Source organism: Nocardioides piscis, from assembly GCF_011300215.1.
Classification (GTDB): Bacteria; Actinomycetota; Actinomycetes; order Propionibacteriales; family Nocardioidaceae; genus Nocardioides; species Nocardioides piscis.
Genome location: NZ_CP049866.1, coordinates 2,514,646 through 2,533,590 on the forward strand (window position 1 = coordinate 2,514,646; position 18,945 = coordinate 2,533,590).

18 protein-coding genes are annotated in these 18,945 nt (G+C 70.8%); 10 read left to right on the plus strand and 8 right to left on the minus strand.

The window, feature by feature from the left end:
• Positions 1-26 precede the first annotated feature (26 nt).
• Positions 27-935 carry a LysR substrate-binding domain-containing protein gene (locus G7071_RS12380; RefSeq protein ID WP_166319233.1) on the plus strand — a complete coding sequence of 303 codons (909 nt, stop codon included), beginning with the start codon at positions 27-29 and terminating at the stop codon, positions 933-935.
• A gap of 19 nt (positions 936-954) precedes the next feature.
• Here G7071_RS12380 and G7071_RS12385 read toward each other — a convergent pair whose 3' ends face one another.
• A complete protein-coding gene (locus G7071_RS12385) occupies positions 955-1,500 on the minus strand; it encodes an RNA polymerase sigma factor (protein ID WP_166319235.1) in 546 nt (181 codons plus the stop codon).
• Positions 1,501-1,655: 155 nt separating this feature from the next.
• Between G7071_RS12385 and G7071_RS12390 the strand changes: the two genes are divergently transcribed.
• The gene (locus tag G7071_RS12390) at positions 1,656-2,555 is read left to right on the plus strand and encodes a MerR family transcriptional regulator (protein ID WP_166319237.1); all 900 of its coding nucleotides are present in this window, start codon (positions 1,656-1,658) and stop codon (positions 2,553-2,555) included.
• Between the two features lie 220 nt (positions 2,556-2,775).
• On the opposite strand, the gene G7071_RS12395 is transcribed toward G7071_RS12390, so the two are convergent.
• Positions 2,776-3,015 (minus strand): hypothetical protein, encoded by a 240-nt coding sequence (locus tag G7071_RS12395; RefSeq protein ID WP_166319239.1) that lies wholly within the window; start codon positions 3,013-3,015, stop codon positions 2,776-2,778.
• Between the two features lie 136 nt (positions 3,016-3,151).
• Between G7071_RS12395 and G7071_RS12400 the strand changes: the two genes are divergently transcribed.
• Both G7071_RS12400 and G7071_RS12405 read left to right on the plus strand, forming a co-directional pair.
• Positions 3,152-3,877, plus strand: coding sequence for a DUF72 domain-containing protein (locus G7071_RS12400; protein WP_206062786.1), 726 nt, complete (start codon positions 3,152-3,154; stop codon positions 3,875-3,877).
• Positions 3,874-4,659: an LLM class flavin-dependent oxidoreductase gene (locus G7071_RS12405; RefSeq protein WP_166319241.1), complete on the plus strand. Its 786-nt coding sequence runs from the start codon at positions 3,874-3,876 to the stop codon at positions 4,657-4,659. Before G7071_RS12400 ends, G7071_RS12405 begins: the two co-directional genes overlap by 4 nt.
• A gap of 57 nt (positions 4,660-4,716) precedes the next feature.
• Here G7071_RS12405 and G7071_RS12410 read toward each other — a convergent pair whose 3' ends face one another.
• Positions 4,717-5,688, minus strand: coding sequence for a YihY/virulence factor BrkB family protein (locus G7071_RS12410; protein WP_206062787.1), 972 nt, complete (start codon positions 5,686-5,688; stop codon positions 4,717-4,719).
• Positions 5,689-5,890: 202 nt separating this feature from the next.
• On the opposite strand from G7071_RS12410, the gene G7071_RS12415 reads away from it, so the two are divergent.
• On the plus strand, positions 5,891-7,993 hold the full coding sequence (locus G7071_RS12415) for an acyltransferase family protein (RefSeq protein ID WP_166319245.1): 2,103 nt from the start codon (positions 5,891-5,893) through the stop codon (positions 7,991-7,993).
• Between the two features lie 22 nt (positions 7,994-8,015).
• On the opposite strand, the gene G7071_RS12420 is transcribed toward G7071_RS12415, so the two are convergent.
• The 4 genes from G7071_RS12420 to G7071_RS12435 form a co-directional block, all read right to left on the minus strand.
• Positions 8,016-9,428 carry an ABC transporter permease gene (locus G7071_RS12420; RefSeq protein WP_166319247.1) on the minus strand — a complete coding sequence of 471 codons (1,413 nt, stop codon included), beginning with the start codon at positions 9,426-9,428 and terminating at the stop codon, positions 8,016-8,018.
• A gap of 181 nt (positions 9,429-9,609) precedes the next feature.
• Positions 9,610-10,500, minus strand: coding sequence for an ABC transporter ATP-binding protein (locus tag G7071_RS12425; RefSeq protein ID WP_166319249.1), 891 nt, complete (start codon positions 10,498-10,500; stop codon positions 9,610-9,612).
• Between the two features lie 34 nt (positions 10,501-10,534).
• Entirely contained in the window at positions 10,535-11,560 is a 1,026-nt protein-coding gene (gene fgd / locus G7071_RS12430) for a glucose-6-phosphate dehydrogenase (coenzyme-F420) (RefSeq protein WP_166319251.1), read from the minus strand.
• A gap of 5 nt (positions 11,561-11,565) precedes the next feature.
• Positions 11,566-12,414 (minus strand): LLM class F420-dependent oxidoreductase, encoded by an 849-nt coding sequence (locus G7071_RS12435; protein WP_166319253.1) that lies wholly within the window; start codon positions 12,412-12,414, stop codon positions 11,566-11,568.
• A 183-nt stretch (positions 12,415-12,597) separates the two neighbouring features.
• Here G7071_RS12435 and G7071_RS12440 point away from each other — a divergent pair, with 183 nt between their 5' ends.
• Entirely contained in the window at positions 12,598-13,419 is an 822-nt protein-coding gene (locus G7071_RS12440; RefSeq protein ID WP_206062788.1) for an IclR family transcriptional regulator, read from the plus strand.
• Positions 13,420-13,425: 6 nt separating this feature from the next.
• On the opposite strand, the gene G7071_RS12445 is transcribed toward G7071_RS12440, so the two are convergent.
• Positions 13,426-13,971 carry a flavin reductase family protein gene (locus G7071_RS12445; protein ID WP_215727622.1) on the minus strand — a complete coding sequence of 182 codons (546 nt, stop codon included), beginning with the start codon at positions 13,969-13,971 and terminating at the stop codon, positions 13,426-13,428.
• Between the two features lie 123 nt (positions 13,972-14,094).
• On the opposite strand from G7071_RS12445, the gene G7071_RS12450 reads away from it, so the two are divergent.
• The 4 genes from G7071_RS12450 to G7071_RS12465 all read left to right on the plus strand — a co-directional run bounded on the left by G7071_RS12450 (position 14,095) and on the right by G7071_RS12465 (position 18,934).
• On the plus strand, positions 14,095-14,958 hold the full coding sequence (locus G7071_RS12450; protein ID WP_166319255.1) for an alpha/beta fold hydrolase: 864 nt from the start codon (positions 14,095-14,097) through the stop codon (positions 14,956-14,958).
• Entirely contained in the window at positions 14,958-16,637 is a 1,680-nt protein-coding gene (locus tag G7071_RS12455; RefSeq protein WP_166319257.1) for an FAD-binding protein, read from the plus strand. Before G7071_RS12450 ends, G7071_RS12455 begins: the two co-directional genes overlap by 1 nt.
• Positions 16,638-16,640: 3 nt before the next feature.
• Positions 16,641-17,666, plus strand: a complete 1,026-nt coding sequence (locus G7071_RS12460; protein ID WP_166319259.1) for a 2Fe-2S iron-sulfur cluster-binding protein — start codon at positions 16,641-16,643, stop codon at positions 17,664-17,666.
• An 83-nt stretch (positions 17,667-17,749) separates the two neighbouring features.
• Positions 17,750-18,934, plus strand: coding sequence for an acyl-CoA dehydrogenase family protein (locus G7071_RS12465; protein ID WP_166319261.1), 1,185 nt, complete (start codon positions 17,750-17,752; stop codon positions 18,932-18,934).
• The last annotated feature ends 11 nt before the right edge of the window (positions 18,935-18,945 follow it).

The window sequence follows — 18,945 nt, forward strand, 5'->3', positions numbered from 1 at the left end:
GATCAAGACTGTGGAAGTCTCAATCCATGGAGCTCCGTCATTTGCGCTACTTCCAGGCGGTCGCCGAGGAGAAGCACTTCGGCCGCGCGGCCGTCCGGCTGCACATGGCCCAGCCGCCGCTGTCCCAGCAGATCAAGCAGCTCGAGGACGAGCTGGGGGTGAGGCTGTTGACCCGGACGTCGCGCCGTGTCGACCTGACCCCTGCCGGCGAGACCTATCTGGCGCGGGTCCGGGCCATCCTCCAGTCCGTCGACGCGGCCGGGAACGAGGCCCAGCGCATCGGCAGCGGTCTGGAGGGACGGCTGGTGCTCGGCTGCGTCGGCTCGGCGACGTACTCCCTGCTCCCGTCGCTCGCACGCGCGCTTCGCGAGCAGCTGCCCGGGGTGGACTTCGCGTTCCAGGGGGAGATGCTCAGTCCCAGCCAGGTCGCTGCCCTGAGGGACGGGTCGATCGACCTCGCGCTGCTGAGGCCCTTGGGCGATGCGAGCGATGCGGGCGACCAGTCGGACCTCGCCATGCTCACGCTGCGGGAGGAGAAGTATGTCGTCGCCCTGCCCGAGGGGCACCGGCTCGCGAGTCGCAAGCGGGTGCGCATGGCTGACCTGCAAGACGAAGACCTGATCGTGCACTCCGGGCACGGACGTTCGGCCATGTATGACGCCGTGACGGCACTGTGCCGCGGTGCGGGCTTCGAGCCGGTGGTCCGGCACGAGGTGGCGGAGACGTCGACCCTGGTGACGTTCGTCGCGGCCGCTCTCGGGGTCGCGATCGTCCCCGAGCCCGTCAGCGCCCTGGTGGTAGGGGGGATGATCTACCGGCCGCTCGCGAACCCGGCGCGGGTCGAGCTCGTGGCGGCTACTCGTGCCGATGACGACTCGGCGCTGCTCGCTCGCACCCTGCGGGTCCTGCGGCGCCAGGTCGACCTCTCGGGCTGAGTGGTCGGCGAGGCAGGAGTCAGTGCCCGAGCCTGTGCGTCGGCAGTGCGGTGACGGTGCGGTCGACGGCCACGCCGCCCAGCTCCTTGAGCCCCGCGGTCAGCAGCTCGGCCACGGTGGCGGACGGGACGTCGATCAGGTCGGCGGCCTGGCGATGGGTGAGTCCGCCGAACAGGCACAGCGCCAGGCATGCGCGCTGGAGCGGGGCCACGCGCTCGAGCCACGCCATGGCGGGGGGAAGGTCGAGGGTCCTCGGCGTCAGGTCCACGATCGCCTGGCTGTGCTCGTAGACGCCCCGGACCAGAGTCGCTCGCACGTCGGTGGTCGACCAGCCATCAGCAGACCGGGCGAGGTCGGCCATGGCCAGCGTCACGGCCTGCGTGGCGGCCGCTTCGTCGCCGAGGAGAGCGCAGGCCAGCGTGTAGAGGGACGTCCCGTGGTGGTCCCACACCTCTTCGACCGTCGACGGGCCGCGCGATGACCCGTCAGTCACGCAGCGCAGGTGACGGCCGCCGGAGGCTCGGTCGCGACCACCGTTCTCGTGCTGTGCTGCCGATTCGATCACGACGTACCCCTTGAGTCTGGTGCCTACGGCCTGTGTGTGTCCGGGAAGCCGAACGTACGCCGGATCCCGGCATTTGTCTAGCCTTTGTACAAGGTTGAGATCGTCTCTGCGTGGGAGAGCCTGCACACGGCCGCAAGCGCTACTCTGTACAGACCATGTACACGATCAAGCAGGCCTCACGGCTCACCGGCGTCTCCGAGTCGCTCCTGCGTGCCTGGGAGCGGCGCTACGAGGTCGTCGTCCCGGCGCGCAACGAGTCGGGCTATCGCGTCTACGACGACGCGACCCTGGCGGCGATCTCCACCATGCGTCGGCTCGTCGACGACGGCTGGTCGCCGGCGGAAGCCGCCCGGGCGGTCCGGAGTGGCACGGCGCCCGCGATGTCGGTCCCCGACCGCCGCGAGGTCTCCGACCAGGCGGACCAGGCCAACGCCGCCACGCACATGCAGCTGTTCTTGTCCTCGGCCGCGCGGATGGACACGGCCGGCATCGAGGAGAGCCTCGACAAGGGTTTCTCCCTCGGGTCCTTCGAGCACGTCGTCGACTCGTGGCTCTTCCCGGCGCTCGAGGCGCTGGGTGAAGGGTGGGCGCTCGGCGAGATCGACGTGGCGGGGGAGCATGCCGCGAGCCACGCAGTCCAACGCCGACTTGCCGCTGCCTTCGAGGCCGCCGGCCGCAGCTCACGGGGTGCGACGGTCGTCGTCGGCCTGCCCCCGGGCAGCCAGCACGACCTCGGCGCGCTCGCCTTCGCCACCGCGATCCGCAGACGGGGCCTGAACGTGCTCTACCTCGGAGCAGACGTCCCCGAGTCCAGCTGGGAGGCGGCGGTGCGGGGCAGCTCGGCCCGGGCTGCGGTGTTGTCGGTGGTGACGCCCGAGGACCGCGCGACAGCGACAGCAGTCGTCGAGCGCCTGCTCGCAGCCGACCCGCGTCCGGTCGTGTGCGCCGGCGGGACTTCTGGTGCCGACCTAGCCACGGGTTGCCATACGCTCGCACCAGACATTGGTGTGGCGGCGCGCGAGCTCGACGATCTCACGCGCGACGCTGCTCGCTAGTCGTTCCAGTCAGGACGGACGAGTGGAGAATGCTGCGGAGGCGCTGCGCCGGTGGGAGGCCGCCGGTGGGCACTGGCGAGTGTTGTCCCAGTCTGGGACAGACGTCGTCGTTGGTCTGTTCAGCTGTGACGGCGGCGAGGAGATGGAGCGCCTCAGCGTGCCAGGCCAAGCGTTGGACGGACTGTCGGAAGGCCCGCGCGGCAGGGACGACTGACAGTGCTCAGGCGCCGACGTCGTCCGAGGGCCCGGGTCCGGCCAACGCGAGGATCCGGTCGCGGATCTGCCGTTCGGCCTGACGCCAGATGGTGGCCGAGTGGGCGTGCAGATGGTGTGGGCCGGTTCCCGGCCGGGCTTCGTCGCGGCGCAGCTCCTGCAGCCGGGCCCGTTCGGCGAACCAGTCCGCCGCCTCGATCAGCTCGCTCAACGCAACGGTCCGTGACTCGATCGACACCGCTGTCATGCATGCACGTTGCGCCCAAGCACCACTCCTTCGGCGTCGGTGCGGGGAATCTGCTCAGTATTGGGGCCGTCGCGTGGCGTGGTGAGCCATTGGTCATGCTGGACGCGCGCGCGGACGGCAGGAGAAGGTTGCGCACGTGAGCGTTCGCGTCGGGCTGTGCGGCTGGACCATCTCGCAGGCGAGCTACGTACGGCGCTTTCCGCTGGTCGAGGTGCAGCACACGTTCTACGAACCGCCGCCCGACGCGATGCTGGCGCGGTGGCGGACGCAGGTGCCCGTCGGCTTCGAGTTCACGATCAAGGCGTGGCAGGTCGTCACCCATGAGTCCAACAGCCCCACCTACCGGCGCCTGAAGCGACCGCTGCCGGACAGCGCCCGGGGACAGGTCGGCGCGTTCCGTACGACGCCTCCGGTCCTTGCGGGCTGGCAGCGGACCCTCGAGTGCGCCCGCATCCTGCAGGCCACGGCTGTGCTGCTTCAGTGCCCGAAGAGCTTCCGGCCCACGGCCGACAACGTCGACCGACTGCGCACGTTCGTGTCACAGGTCGAGCGGCCCGCCGGTCGCCTGCTGTGGGAGCCCCGCGGTGAGTGGCCCACGCAGCTGCTCACCGAGCTCTGCTCAGAGCTGGACCTGGTCCATGTCGTCGACCCGATGCAGACCGAGACAGTGACGCCGGAGCAGACCTACTACCGGCTGCACGGCACCACCGGGTCGCGGCACGTGCACACCGATGACGAGCTGCGTCGCTTGCGCGACCTGGTCGTGGGGCGGCCCTCGCCCTACGTCATGTTCAACAACCTGCCCCGCACCGGCGACGCCGAGCGGTTCCGCGCCCTGCTCTCGAACATGATGGCGCCATGACCACTCGCCGCGGCCTGTTCGTCGCCCCCTTCGGCCCGCTGGCCGACCCTCGGGTGATCGGCGACCTGGCAGCGGCAGCCGAGGCAGCCGGCTGGGACGGGTTCTTCCTCTGGGACCACCTGCAGTATGGCGAGCGGGTGGCCGCGATCGCCGACGTGTGGACGTGTTGTGCCGCCGTCGCGATGCGGACCGAGCGCTTGCTGTTCGGGCCGATGGTGACCCCGCTGCCGCGGCGCCGACCCCAGGTCCTGGCACGGCAGGCAGCCAGTCTGGCGGTGCTGTCGGGGGACCGGTTCGTGCTGGGACTGGGGCTGGGCGACGACGGGGTGGGGGAGTTCAGCGACTTCGGCGACGAGCCGGACCCCAAGGTCCGTGGCCGGATGCTCGACGAAGGGCTGGACGTGCTCACCGCCCTGCTGTCCGGCGAACAGGTTGACCACGGTGGACCCCACTACGCCGCCCGAGACGTCCGATACCTTCCGGCGCCACACATGCCGATCTGGCTGGCCGGGCGGTTCGGCAACAAGGCGCCGCTCCGCCGGGCTGCACGGCACGACGGCTTCTTCGTCATCGGCCTGGACGGACCCGATGACCTCGAGGACGTGATCACACGTCTCGCCGAGCACGACCCGGCGCCCGGCTTCGAGGTGGTGGTCGACCTCCAGCCCGACCAGGACCTGAGTGACTGGCTCGACCGAGGTGCCTCGTGGGTGCTGACCCGGATCGGCCCGTTCGACATCGACCTCGACGAGGTCCGACGGGTCGTCGACGCCGGTCCCTGAGGGCGCCGCCGCCGGCCGCGTCCACCGTCGCCGTCGACGGCGTCTGGCTCGGCGAGGTCAGGGGCGATCGAGGCGCGACGGCGTGCTGTCCGCGACGACGGCGCCCCGCTGGCCCATCGGGCGATCGGGACCTGTCGTGGAGTCGTGCAGGGTCTGCCGTTCCGACTCGCCGTTGACCGCTGCTCCGAACACGACGAGCAGGACGGTGAGCCAGAGCCACAGCATGCTGATCGCCACACCGGCGAGCGAGCCGTAGGTGGTGCCGTAGGTGCCGAGGTTCTGCACATAGGTGAACAGCGCAGCGGAGGTGGCAGCCCAGAGCACCGTGGCGCCTGCGGCTCCCCAGGTCGTCCATCGCCACTGCGGGTTCTTCCGGTCCGGGGCGAACCGATAGAGGACGGCGAGCATGATGCTCATCAGGACTGCCAGTGCCGGCCACACAGCCATCGCCACCCAGGCACCCACGAAGCCCGGCGAGTCGGCGATGGCCCGGGAGAGAATGCCGGCCAGGGCGATTGCCGCGCCCAGCAGCAGCGCACCGCCCAGGACGAACAGGAGGCCCAGCAGGGTCCGCCGGAAGAAACCCCTGGTCTCCGTCTCGTGGTAGGCCACGTTCATCGCGTCGATCAGAGCCACCATGGCGGTCGTGGCGGTCCACAACGCGAGCGCGAGCCCGATGAGGCCGCGCGTCGTCAGCACCTCCGTCGAGGCGGTGGTGATGCTCGTCAGCTGGTCGGTGACCATCACCTCGACCTGCGGCGGCAGCACCTCCGCGATCCGGGCGAGCTGGCCGCGCGCCTGCGCAGGGGTGTTGAGGGCGCCGTACACCGAGAGCGCGGTCACCAGCACCGGCGCGATGGACAGGACTGCGAAGAACGCGACCCCGGCGCTGAGGAAGAGCAGCCGCGCGTCCACCACATGTCTCGCGGCGCGCCGCACCAGGTCGCGCCAGCTCTGGGCCGACAGCTGTCCCGGGCCGAGAGCATCGTCCGCCAAGGCGCTCGGGTGTTCGTCTGGGCTCTGCGTCACCGGGCTCATCATTCGCTCCGCCGCGGCGCGTGTCGATTGCGGCCGCGACGTCCGCGGCGGACAGGAGCACGAGGGTGCGGTCGTGCGGTTGCTCCTTCCCGGCTGATGCAGGTCTGGAGCGTCCTTCAAATCGGCGATGGACAACTCACGCGGAGGCGCGGACTCTTGAAGCAACTCGTCTAGCCACTGGGTGGAGGACCAGATGGCCCATGCACCCATCACGGCGTCGGGCCACGTGCCGGCCCTGGACGGGATCCGGGGCGTGGCGGTCGCGGCGGTGCTCGCGTTTCACGGCGGGCTGTCCTGGGCGACCGGCGGCTTCCTCGGTGTGGATGCGTTCTTCGTGCTCTCCGGCTACTTGATCACGGCGCTCTTGCTGGCCGAGTGGAGCCGAAGCGGAGGACGGATCGACCTGGCTGCGTTCTGGGGCCGTCGCGTACGGCGGCTGCTCCCGGCGCTGCTCCTGGTGGTCACGGCCGTCGCGATCGGTGCGCGGGCGCTGCTGCCTCCCGAGGAAGTCCGGCTGTTGCGCGGTGACGGCATGGCAGCCCTGTTCTACGTCGCCAACTGGCGGATGACCTTCCGGGGCAGTGACTACTTCGCGCAGACGGCCGCGCCGTCGCCGCTGGAGCACACCTGGTCGCTCGGCATCGAGGAGCAGTTCTACCTGTTGTGGCCGTTGGTGCTGTGTGCGGTCCTCTTTGTCCGGCGGACGGATCACACGGCGAGGAGGGCCACCGAGAGAGGTCGGCTGCGGATCCACCTGGGGTGGCTGGTGGTGGTGTGCCTCGTGGGGGCCGTGGCCTCGACGGCGGCGCTCGCCACGACGTATTCCGCGCAGGACCCCGGGCGGGCCTACTACGGCACCGACACGCGAGGTGCAGCCATCCTGATCGGGGCTGGACTCGCCGCCTTCCTGGCGCTGCGCAGCGAGCGGCTCACAGGTCTGCCCGGTGAGCTGGCGACACCAGCGTCACGGCAGGTCCCTGCGGGGTGGGTCCGGGCGAGCCTGAGTGGGTCGGCAGTGGCGGCAGCCGCGATCGTGTTGTGGTCCTTCACCCACCTGTCGGGCACCGACGAGGCGCTCTACGAAGGAGGGATGGCCTGCGTGGCGCTCGCCGTGGCCGTGGTGATCGCGCACGTGGTCCTGGTCCCATCGGGGTTCTCCGCCCGGCTGCTGTCGGTGCCGCCGCTCCCGGCGCTGGGTCGGATCTCCTACGGCGTCTACCTGTGGCACTGGCCGGTGTTCATCGCCGCCAACGCCGATCGGACCGGACTGAACGGGCTGCCCCTGTTCACGGTGCGGTGCCTGGTGACCGTAGGCATCGCCTCCCTCTCCTATGTGCTGGTCGAACGCCCGATCCAGCTCCGGGTGCGGCCGAGGCGACCAGCGCTCGCCGCGACCGGGGCAGGGCTCGCAGTTGCGGTCGGGGCCGTGGTGCTGGTGGTCACGACCGCGATGCCGCCACTGCCACCGCGGCCGGCGGAGGCGTCGGTCGCCGCCGCGGTGGACCGTTTCCTCGACGGCGGCGAGACCGTCGCCGCTCTTGGCCGGAGCAAGGACCCGTCAGCAGGGACGGCAAGGCCGCCCACGCCCCGGCCGACGCCCCACCTGCATCACCGACGGCCCGGACAGCCGGTCGTGGTCGACGTGTTCGGCGACTCGGTTGCCTGGACGCTGGTGCACTACCTGCCGAGCCATCCTGACCTCGACGTGCGCGACCGCACCCTCATGGGCTGTGGGGTGAGCAGGACTGCCCCCTTCCGCTACGCCGGCCGTGTCCACGCCGGACTGATGCCGACGTGCCGGGACTGGCCCAAGATCTGGCGGGCCGCCATCACCAACGACGACCCGGACGTCGCCCTCATCCTGGTCGGTCGGTGGGAGACGATGGACCGGGTCCTGGACGGGCGATGGACGCACGTCGGCGAACCGGAGTTCGACGCGCACCTGCGATCCGAGCTGGAGCTGGCGATCCGCGTGGCCGGCGCGCGCGGCGCGCACGTGCTGCTCGCGACCGAGCCCTACAACCGGCGCTGGGAACAGCTCGACGGGAGTCTCTTCTCGGAGGACGAGCCGCCACGGGTGACCGCCTGGAACCGGTTGCTGCGCGCCGTCGCACGCAGCCATCCGCACGTGCGAGTGATCGACTTCGGCGAACGAGTCTCCCCGGGGGGCCGCTTCACCTGGACGGCCGGCGGCTACCAGGTCCGGTCTGACGGGCTGCACCTGACCCCGTCCGGCGTCCAGGGCTGGATAGCTCCCTGGCTCCTGCCGCAGCTGATCGACGCCGTGCCGCAGTGACGTCCGCGCCGGTCGCCTGCAGTCAGCTCGCGGCGACGTCTCGGCGGCGGTAGCCCCAGACGCCGAGCAGCACCAGCGCGGTGGCGAGGGTGAGCTCCACGAGCGTCGGAACGGCGTCGAGGGTCTCGAGCGGGACCTGCGACAGGTGCCAGAACGGGGAGATCCCGTCGACCCAGGCTGGCAGTCGCAGGGTCTCCCCGAGCATGGCCTGGAAGAACACGAACGCGACCGCGGCCCAGGCTGCGCCACAGTGGCGCGGCCACAACCCGACCAGCGCGAGCGCCAGGGCGGCCAGGACCAGGCTGCCGGGCAGATAGCTGAGCTGGCCACCCACGTGCTCGGCGACCTGGTCCCACTCGCCCATGCCGAGCCCATAGCCGATGGCAAGGCCGAGGCCCATCAGGACGGTCAGCAGCAGTGCACCGAGACCGGTCACCAGGATGGTCGCGCCCGCCCACGCCGTCCTGGTGACGCGGGTGGCCAGGATGGCGTCTGCGCGGCCGGACTCCTCCTCGGCGCGGAGCCGCAGGACGGACGCCACCACGAAGCAGCTCGAGATCACGGCCATGAACAGGAAGACGTAGCGGAGGAACGCGTCGATGAGCGTCTGCTCGGCGTCCGGCGAGGCGCCGATGGCTGCGGCGATGTCGGGGTTGGAGGCAACCAGCTCGGGGATGGTCGGGATGACTGCTCCGTAGAGCATCCCGAGGGCGGTCAGGCCGACGGCCCAACCCACGATCAGGTTGCGCTGGAGGCGCAGGACCAGGCCCACCGGGGTGCCGAGGAGGGCCGTGGACCGCGGTGGGCCCGGCCGCGCGTGCAGCACCCCGCTGCCGAAGTCGCGTTGGACGGTGAGCCAGGCGGCGAGCGCGAGCAGAGCTGCCGTGGTGACCACCAGCAGCAGCGCCGGCCACCACCTCTCCACCCCGAAGGCGTCCATCTCCTGCGCCCACCCGAAGGGCGAGGCCCACACCAGTGCATTGTCCTGCATGGCTCCGAGACCGCGCACGACATAGCTCAGGGCGACCACGGCGCCGGTGATGCCGAGCGCACCGCGCGCGGACGTGGAGAGCTGCGCAGCGACCAGGCTCACCCCGACGAAGCACAGGCCCAGCAGCGCGAGCCCAGCGCCATACGTCACGCTGCCGACGCGATCCAGGCCGGCCGCCAGCATCGAGACGCTCGTGACCACGGCGATGAGCAGTGCTGCCCCCACGCCATAGAGGAGTCCGGCGAGGGTGGCGGCGTGGCGACCGACGACGACCGAGCGGACCAGCTCGGCGCGGCCGCTCTCCTCCTCCGCCCGCGTGTGGCGGACCACGAGGAACATCACCATCAAGCAGATCCCCAGCTGGGCGACCTGCGAGATCTCGTTGGCGACGATCCCGCCGATGGTGTCGATCGCTGCCTGCCGCCCGGACATCAGATAGCTCACCGGGCTGGAGCCCACAGCACTGGCATAGCCGGCGATCTTCTCGGGCGTGTCATAGATCGGGGTACGGCGAGCGCGCTGGCCGCGATCATCCCGCCGAGGCCGGCGACCCAGACCGGCAGTCGCAGCCGGTCCCGGCGCAGCACGAGGCGGACGAGCTGACCCGTGCCCGTGAACGGCGAGCTCACGGGGCGACCTCCTCGCCGTACTGGCGCAGGAAGAGCTCCTCCAGCGTCGGCGGATGGGCCGCCAGCGAACGCACGCCCAACGTCGCGAGCATCCGGACCGCCGTGTCGAGGTGGTCGGAGTCGACGTCGAAGGTCACCCGGCCGTCGAGGAACTGAGGGTTGTGCACCCCCTCGACCCCGCCGATGTCGGTGGCCGGTCGCTCCGTCTCGGCGATGACAGTCGTGCGGGTCAGGTGCCGCAGCTCGGCCAGCGTGCCGCTCTGGACCACCCGGCCGGCCCGGATGATGCTGACCCGGTCGGCCAGAGCCTCGGCCTCGGCGAGGATGTGGGAGCTGAGCAGCACCGTCGCCCCGTCGGACTTCATCTCCAGCACGGCCCGCTGGAACTCCGCCTCCATGAGCGGGTCGAGGCCGGACGTGGGCTCGTCGAGCAGGTAGAGGTCGGCGCGGGACGCCAGGGCGGCCACCAGCGCGACCTTCTGCCGGTTGCCCTTGGAATAGGTCCGGGTCTTCTTGCGCGGATCCAGCTCGAACCGGTCGAGCATCTCGGCGCGGCGCTGCTCGTCCAGGCCGCCGCGCATGCGGCCGATCATGTCGATGACCTCGCCGCCGGTCAGGTTGGGCCACAGGGCGACGTCGCCGGGAACATAGGCGATCCGCCGATGCAGCTCGGTGCCCTCGCGCCACGGGTCGCCCCCCAGCATCGTCGCGCTCCCGCTGTCGGCCTTGAGCAGGCCGAGCAGCACCCTGATGGCGGTGGACTTGCCGGCGCCGTTGGGTCCGAGGAAGCCGTGGACCTCCCCGGGCTCGACCGTGAGGTCCAGGCCGTCCAGCGCCCGCACGCGGCCGAAGGTCTTGACGATGTCGCGAAGCTCGATGGCGCTCACGTCAGCATCGTGGCACAGCGGACTGCTGGTCGCCTCAGGGCGCGAGGTCGATGCCTTCGGCTGTGGCTCGTGCTCGTAGGCGGGGCAGGATGTCGTGTTCGTAGCTGGTGAGGAAGCGTTCCTGGTCGGGTCCGGGGGCGTGGAAGACGAGGTGGCGGAAGCCCATGTCGACGTAGTCCCAGATGCGTTGGACGTGTTCGTCGGGGTCGTTGGAGACGATGAAGCGTGAGGCGGTGCGTTCGACGGGGAGGGCGTCGGCGAGGCGTTGCATCTCGACGGGGTCCTCGACGCCGGTCTTCTCGTCGCTGGAGAGGGCCAGCGCGCCCCAGAACCGGGTGTCGTGCATGGCGCGGTCGTGGTCGGGGTCGAAGGAGACCTTGACCTCGATCATGAGGTCGAGGTCGTCGAGGGTCTTGTCGGCCTTGGCGGCGCCGTCGGCCAGGGCGGGGAGCAGGGTGTCGGTGTAGAGCTCGGGTCCTTTGCCGCTGGTGCAGATGAAGCCGTCGCCCATGCGGCCGGCGAGGCGGGTGGCGGCGGGGCCGGAGGCGGCGACGTAGAGGGGGACCCGGGTCTGGGGGAGGTCGTAGATGGTGGCTTTGTCGAGGTTGTAGTAGTCGCCGGTGTAGGTGACGCGTTCGCCTTCCCACAGGGCGGTGATGACCTGGAGTGCTTCCTTGAGGCGGGCGAAGCGTTCTTTTCCGTCGGGCCAGTGGAGGCCGAGGGGGGCTTCGTTCATGGATTCGCCGGAGCCGACGCCGAGGATGATGCGTCCGGGGGCCAGGCAGCCGAGGGTGGCGAAGGCTTGGGCGATGACGCCGGGGTGGTAGCGGAAGGTGGGGGTCAGGACGCTGGTGCCGAGGTTGACGCGGGTGGTGCGGGCGGCGACGGCGCCGAGCCAGGGGAGTGCGGCGGGGGCGTGGCCGCCGTCGTGGCGCCAGGGTTGGAGGTGGTCGCTGACGAAGACTGAGTCGAAGCCGGAGTCCTCGGCGAGGACGGCGAGGTCGACGAGGTGTTGGGGGGCGAACTGTTCTGAGGATGCCTTGTAGCCGAACCGGAGCATGAGACCTACAGCCCGCCCAGCTCAGCGAGGGCCTCGAGCTGTTCCACGTAGTGAGCGACCGACTCGGCGCGGATCGTGGTGTTGAGGACGGTCGCGCCGGCCGACTGGGCGGCCTCGAGCTTGGCGACGGTGCGTTCCGGGGCGCCGATCGGGTCGAGGTGACCCGCCGGCAGCACGACCTCGAAGCCGTCAGGCTGGTCGACCTGGTCGAGCAGCGCCCGGTAGCCGTCGAGGGGGAGGCCGAAGGGGACCCACCCGTCGGCCAGCGTGGCCGCGCGTTGCAGCGACCTCAGGGAGCTGCCACCGATCCACAGGGGAACGTGACGCTGCACTGCGGTGGGCCGGACGACCACGTCCGCGAACTGGTAGTGGCTGCCTGAGTAGGTCGGCTCCTCGACGCCGAGGCTCGCCCTCAGGGCGCGCAGCGCGTCGTCGGCACGGCCACCGCGGCCGGCGAAGGGTGCGCCCAGCAGCTCGAACTCCTCCTGGAGGCTCCCGACACCGAGGCCGAGGACGAGGCGACCGTTGCTGACGCGATCGAGGGTCCCGTAGCGCTTGACGATCTCCAGGGGGTGGTGATAGCCCAGCACGAGCACCTGGGTGGCCAGTCGGATCCTCGTCGTCCGGGCCGCGAGATAGCCGAGGGTGGCCAGCGGGTCCCAGTACGTCGCGCCGCGCTGCACCGCGACGTCGCTCGGGACGACGACGTGCTCGCTGCAGGTGAGGTGGTGGAACCCCAGCCGGTCGGCCGTCTCGGCGATGGTGGCGAGACCGGTGATCCCGGCGTCCTGCTCCCACGCGGCGACAAGCCCGGGGACAGCGGTGACGACCGGGCTGATGAGGCCGACCTTCATGCGACCACTCTTCTTCGACTCATGATCAGCCAGTCAAGCGGTCTTTGCGCCGGCTCACCGGCGACCTCCCGGTGACTGGGAAGAATGAATTTCAGTTTTGGGTTCACAGCCGCCTCGAGCACTGCTAACGTCTGCTTGGTCAGCACCTAGAATTCATTTCAGTTTTCTCTTCTGGAGGCCACCGTGTCCATCGCCACCGCCGAAGCCCCGACGACGCGCCAGCTGCCCCCGTCGATGGTCGAACGGATGACTCTCATCCTGGATGCCTTCCCGCACCGGACGAGTCGCCTGACCCTGGAGGACGTCGCGCGGGCGACCCACCTGCCGAGGTCGACGGCGCACCGCATCCTCGACCAGCTGGTCAAGCTGCAGTGGCTCGAGCACACCTCCTTCGGCTACAGCCTGGGGCGCCGTTCCCTGCAGCTGGGCGGCGGCGGGGACGAGGCCAGCGAGCTCCGCTCCGCAGCCTCGCCGCTCATCCACGCCCTGATGCTGCGCACGGGACTCACCGTGCACCTGGCGACCCTCGACGAGGGCCACGTGCACTACCTCGACAAGATCGGTGGACGCTTCGCCAGCACCGTGCCCTCGAAGGTGGGCGGGCACGCGCCGGCCTACTCGACGGCGCTGGGCAAGGCGATGCTCGCCTGGTTGGCCCCCGAGGACGTCGAGCAGCGGGTGGAGGCCGGCATGTCGGGCACCGGTGGGCGCACCGCTCTCGACCTCAACGCCTTCCACCGGGAGCTGCACCAGGTCCGGAGCCGCCGAGGCCTGGCCTTCGAGCGAGGTGAGAGCTTCCAGCACCTCGGCTGCGTCGCCGCTGCGATCCAGGCGCCGGAAGGCCCCATCGGGGCCATCTCCCTCGTGGGGGAGGCAGGTGCCTGCCTCGAGCGGGTCGCCCCGCTCGTGCTCGACACCGCGCGCAGGGTCTCGCTGACCCTCTTCCCCGACCTCGAGTCCCGGCGCATGCGGCGCTCGCGACCCCAGGTCGTCGGGATCATCTGAGGCGACTCAGCCCCAGTGGTCGCCCCATCCCCACAGGGTCGGGGCGACCTCGGCGTGCAGCTCCTCCACACCGAAGCGGCCGCGGAAGAACAGCATCGGTCGGTCGTCTCCCTCAGCGGTCTCCAGCTCGAGCACGCGCCCGACGACCACGTCGTGGTCTCCCTCCACGTGGACGGTGTGGACCTCCGCGTGCACCCGCATCAGCACCCCGGGCAGTGACGGGGTGCCCCACGCGGACATGGTCCAGTCGAGGCCGTCGTACTTCTCCCCGCGGCTGGAGCCGAAGCGGTCGCAGAGGTCGCGCTGGTCCTCGCCGAGCACGTTGACGGTGAACCGACCGGCTTCGCGGATGCGAGGCCAGGCACGCCCGCGGTGGTCGGCGCAGAAGAGGACCAGGGGCGGTTCGAGCGACACCGACGCGAACGACTGGCAGGCGAAGCCCACCGGCTCGTCGGCATACCCCGTCACGACGGTCACGCCCGAGGCGAAGGACCCCATCGCGGCGCGCATCTCGCCTGGCGTCGGGGGTGTCAGCTGCATGGTGTCTTCCATGCCGGGACCGTACGGCGACCCGCGCCGGCCGCTGCTCGAGCGGTCCCGGTCAGCGGTCGCACGGCTCCCGGTGATCGGGACGTGCGGGGGGTGTGGGCGGGGCCCGGTTCCTACGGTGAGCCCGTGACTGTGACCCATGAGGAGAGCCTGCGCGAGCTGGCGACCGACGACGGAGTGCTGCGCTACCACGAGGCAGGGCCGGCGAACGGTCGACCACTCGTCCTGCTGCACGGCTCTGGCCCGGGCGTGACGGGCTGGCGCAACTTCCGCGGCAACCTGGACCTGTTCGCCCAGCACTTCCGCTGCCTGGTGCTCGAGCTGCCGGGCTTCGGCGTGAGCGACCCGACCGAGCAGCACCCGATGGCTGCGGCCCTCCCGGCCGTGGAGCGGTTCCTCGACGGCCTCGGTCTCGACCAGGTCGACGTGGTCGGCAACTCGATGGGCGGTGTGGTCGCCACGCGCCTCGCACTCGCGCAGCCCGACCGCATCCGTCGCCTGGTCACGATCGGCGGGATGGGGCGCAACATCTTCAGTCCGGGGCCGGGCGAGGGGATCAACCTCCTCGTCGAGTTCACCGAGGACCCGACCCGTGAGCGGCTCGTGACGTGGTTGCGCTCCATGGTCTTCGACCAGTCCCTGGTCACCGACGAGCTGGTCGAGGAACGCTGGCAGCAGGCGACCGAGCCCGACACCCTGGCGAGCGCGCGGCGGATGTATGGCCGCGGCGTGCTGCAGGCCATGGCGGCCGCCGCCGAGCGCTCGGCGGAGCCGCCCTACTGGGCGATGCTGCACAAGATCAAGGCCCGCACCCTCATCACCTGGGGGCGGGACGACCGCGTCAGCCCGCTGGACATGGCGTTGGTGCCGATGCGGACCATCCCCGACGCCGAGCTGCACGTGCTGCCCAGCTGCGGGCACTGGGCGATGATCGAGCAGAAGGCGGCCTGGGAGTCGGTCGTCCTGTCCTTCCTGACGAGGGTCGACTGATGGCCGGGTGGGACCACGAGGTCGACTTCCTCGTCGTCGGCTCCGGCGGCGGCGGCATGGCTGCCGCGCTCACGGCCCACGACGCGGGACTGACCACGCTCGTGGTGGAGAAGGCCACGATGTATGGCGGCAGCACGGGCATCTCCGGTGGCGGGATCTGGATCCCCAACAACCCGACGCTGCGTGCGGCCGGGCACGACGACAGCCGCGCGTCGATCCGGCGCTACCTCGACCTCCTCACCGACGGCCAGGTCTCGCCGGCCCGGCTCGACGCCTACGTCGACCAGGGCCCGGCGGCCATGGAGCTGCTCGGGAGGAGCCGCTGGTGGCGGCTCGCCTGGACCAAGGGATATGCCGACTACCACCCGGAGTGGGAGGGCGGGCGACCGCTCGGCCGCTCAGTGGAGCCGCTGCCGTTCGACACCCGCAGGCTGGGCGAGGACGAGGCCTTCCAGCGCCCCAACAGCCTGAAGGGCCCGCTGGGACTGTGGATCACCGCCGCGGACTATCGCGACCTGGCGATGGTCAAGCGGACCTGGCGCGGCCGGTGGAAGTCGGTCGTCGCCGCGTGGCGCGTGTCGTCCAACGCGGTCCGTCGTCGCCACATGGCCACCGGCGGCCGGGCCCTGGTGGCCCGGCTGCGGATGGCGCTCAAGGACGCCGACATCCCGCTGTGGCTGCGCACCCCGATGACCGCCCTCGTCGTGGAGGAGGGACGTGTCGTCGGCATCGAGGTCACGCGTGACGGCGCCTCGATGAGGATCCGTGGTCGCCACGGGGTCCTGCTCGCCTGCGGCGGCTTCGACCACGACCCGGACCTGCGTGAGGCCCACCTGCCCGAGGGCGCACGGCCGGACCGCAGCCTCGGTGCCCGGGAGAACACCGGTGACGGGATCGTGGCCGGTCTCGGGCTGGGCGCCGCCGTGCAGTTCATGGACGACGCCTGGTGGATACCGAGCGTTGCCCACCCCGCCGGGCCGATGATCCCCCTGGTCTCCGAGCGGGCGATCCCCGGCCAGGTGATCGTGTCGACCGACGGCAAGCGGTTCACCAACGAGGCCTCGCCCTACGTCAACTTCGTCCACGACCAGCTCGAGGGCAAGCACCTCGAGGCCTGGTGCGTGATGGACTCGCGGGCCCGGTCTCGCTACCCGTTCGCGCAGGTCCTGCCGGGGGCGGCGTTCCCCCGGGCGTTCTATGACGCCGGCACGGTCCACCGGGCCGAGAGCCTGCGCGAGCTCGCCCGCTCGACCGGCGTGCACGAGGACAACCTCGTGGCCACGGTCGAGCGATTCAACGGGTTCGCCCGGACCGGTGTGGACGCCGACTTCGGTCGCGGGGCGTCGGCATACGACCGCTACTACGGTGACCCCAACCTGCCGAACCCCAACCTGGACGTCATCGACAAGGCGCCCTTCTATGCGTTCCGCATCGAGATCGGTGACCTGGGGACCAAGGGTGGCCTGGTCTGCGACGAGCACAGCCGGGTGCTGCGCGACGACGGGTCGGTCATCGACGGCCTCTATGCCACGGGCAACGCGAGCGCCTCGGTCATGGCCAACGAATACGCCGGGCCCGGCGCCACCATCGGACCCTCCATCGTCTTCGGCTACGTCGCCGCGCGCGACGCCGGCCGTCGGGCAGGGGTCACCACGGGCGTTGCCGGGCGGGTCGGCTGAGCCATGGCCACCGTCCGCGTCGTCGAGGTCATCCGCGAGACCGCGGACGCCCACTCGCTCGTGCTCGAGCACCTCGGCGGCGAGCGGTTCGACTACCGACCCGGACAGTTCCTCACCGTCCGGGTGCCCTCGGAGCGGCCCGGGGGAGCGGCGCGGTGCTATTCGCTGTGCTCCTCGCCGGTGCGTGACGACGCGCTCAAGGTGACCGTCAAGCGCACCCGCGACGGCTTTGCCTCCAACTGGTTGTGCGACAACGTCGTCGTCGGCTGCGAGCTCGAGGTGCTGCCCCCTGCGGGCACCTTCGTGCCCCGCGACCTCGACGGCGACTTCCTGCTCCTCGCCGGCGGCAGCGGGATCACCCCGGTCCTGTCCATCCTCAAGTCGGCGCTGCACGCCGGCCACGGCCGGGTCGCGCTGGTCTATGCCAACCGCGACGAGGCATCGGTCATCTTCCGCGACGAGCTGGTCGCGCTTGCCGCGGAGTTCGGTGGCCGACTCGTCGTGGTGCACTGGCTCGAGTCGGTGCAGGGACGACCGACCGAGGCCTCGTTGCGGGGGCTGCTGGCGCCGTACGACGACCGCGAGGCCTTCGTCTGCGGTCCCGGACCCTTCATGGACCTCGCCACCGAGACCCTGGCCGGGCTGGGGGTGCCGCGCGAGCGGGTGCACCAGGAGGTGTTCACCTCGCTTGCGGGCGACCCCTTCGCCACGGTCGAGCTGCCGACGGACGCCGCGGGCGGGTCCGGTGGGGAGGTCGCCGAGGTCGTGGTCGAGCTCGACGGGGACGTCACGTCCCACGCCTGGCCCGCAGGCGCCAAGCTGCTCGACGTCCTGCTCGCAGCGGGCCGCCCGGCACCCTTCTCCTGCAGGGAGGGCGCCTGCAGCGCCTGCGCGTGCGTGCTGCAGGAGGGGACCGTCGAGCTCGAGCGCAACGAGGTCCTCGACGCCGCCGACCTGGCCGAGGGGCTCATCCTGTCCTGCCAGGCGCGGCCCACCTCGGCTGTGGTCAAGGTGTCCTACGACGTCTGAGGGGCCTCCCGGTGACCGGGAACGGGACAGCGCCGACCAGCGCAGCGGTGACAGCGTGGCGGTCGAGACTTCCAGGAGGCGTCATGACCAATCCCGCACTCGCAGCCGTCGAAGAACGAGCCGAGGAGATCGCCGCGCTCGCCGAGTCGAACGAGCAGCTCGGCCGGCTCGACGACGCGGCCGCCAAGCTGCTCCGCGACACCGGTGTGATCCGGATGCTCCAGCCCAAGGCGTACGGCGGCGCTGAGGCCCACCCGCGCGACTTCGCCGAGACCGTCATGCGGATCGCCTCGATCGACGGCTCGACCGGCTGGGTGGCCGGCATCGTCGGCGTCCATCCGTGGGAGATGGCGATGTGCGACAAGGACGTGCAGGAGGAGATTTGGGGTCAGGACAACGACACCTGGATCGCGTCCCCCTATGCGCCGATGGGCATCCTCAAGCCCGTCGACGGGGGCTATGTCTTCAACGGCCGCTGGCAGTTCTCCTCGGGCACCGACCACTGCGACTGGATCTTCCTCGGGGCCTTCCTCGGTGACGCGGAGGGCGAGCGGGTCATGCCGCCGCAGAACTACCACGTGATCCTGCCGCGTGCGGACTACGAGATCGTCGAGGACTCGTGGGACGTCGTCGGGCTGCGCGGCACCGGCTCCAAGGACATCATCGTCAAGGACGCCTTCATCCCCGAGAACCGGGTTGTCGCGTTCTCGAAGTTCCTCGACGGCTCGCAGCCGCGCGAGGCCGGGCTGACCAGCCCGACCTACCACATCCCCTTCACCACGGCCTTCCCGTTGGGCATCACGAGCGCCGTGATCGGCATCGCGGAGGGCGCCCTCGCCGCGCACCTGGCCTACCAGCGGACGCGGGTCCAGATCACCGGCACCCGCGTCACCGACGACCCCTACGTGCTCTATGCGATCGGTGCCGCCGCTGAGGAGATCAAGGCCTCGCGCACGGCCATGCTCGACAACGTCTGCCGGTTCTACGACGCCGCGGAGGCGGGGCGCGAGATCACCTTCGCCGAGCGGGCGGCGTCGCGCCGTACGCAGGTGGCAGCGGCCTGGCGGTCCGTGCGCGCCATGGACGAGGTGGTCGCCCGCTCGGGTGGCAACGGCCTGCGGATGGACAACCCGATCCAGCGGTTCTGGCGCGACGGCCACATGGGCCTGGCGCATGCGATCCACGTCCCGGGCTCGGTCTTCCACGCGTCGGCGCTGACCGACATCGGGGTCACCCCGCCGCCCGGCCCCATGCTCTCGATGATCTGAAGGAGAACACT

Bases quoted from the DNA above. Each gene is read 5' to 3' on its own strand.
- G7071_RS12380 (WP_166319233.1), top strand. From the start codon at position 27: ATGGAGCTCCGTCATTTGCGCTACTTCCAGGCGGTCGCCGAGGAGAAG.
- G7071_RS12390 (WP_166319237.1), top strand. From the start codon at position 1,656: ATGTACACGATCAAGCAGGCCTCACGGCTCACCGGCGTCTCCGAGTCG.
- G7071_RS12395 (WP_166319239.1), bottom strand. From the start codon at position 3,015: ATGACAGCGGTGTCGATCGAGTCACGGACCGTTGCGTTGAGCGAGCTG.
- G7071_RS12405 (WP_166319241.1), top strand. From the start codon at position 3,874: ATGACCACTCGCCGCGGCCTGTTCGTCGCCCCCTTCGGCCCGCTGGCC.
- G7071_RS12415 (WP_166319245.1), top strand. From the start codon at position 5,891: ATGGCCCATGCACCCATCACGGCGTCGGGCCACGTGCCGGCCCTGGAC.
- fgd (WP_166319251.1), bottom strand. From the start codon at position 11,560: ATGCTCCGGTTCGGCTACAAGGCATCCTCAGAACAGTTCGCCCCCCAA.
- G7071_RS12435 (WP_166319253.1), bottom strand. From the start codon at position 12,414: ATGAAGGTCGGCCTCATCAGCCCGGTCGTCACCGCTGTCCCCGGGCTT.
- G7071_RS12445 (WP_215727622.1), bottom strand. From the start codon at position 13,971: ATGGAAGACACCATGCAGCTGACACCCCCGACGCCAGGCGAGATGCGC.
- G7071_RS12455 (WP_166319257.1), top strand. From the start codon at position 14,958: ATGGCCGGGTGGGACCACGAGGTCGACTTCCTCGTCGTCGGCTCCGGC.
- G7071_RS12460 (WP_166319259.1), top strand. From the start codon at position 16,641: ATGGCCACCGTCCGCGTCGTCGAGGTCATCCGCGAGACCGCGGACGCC.
- G7071_RS12465 (WP_166319261.1), top strand. From the start codon at position 17,750: ATGACCAATCCCGCACTCGCAGCCGTCGAAGAACGAGCCGAGGAGATC.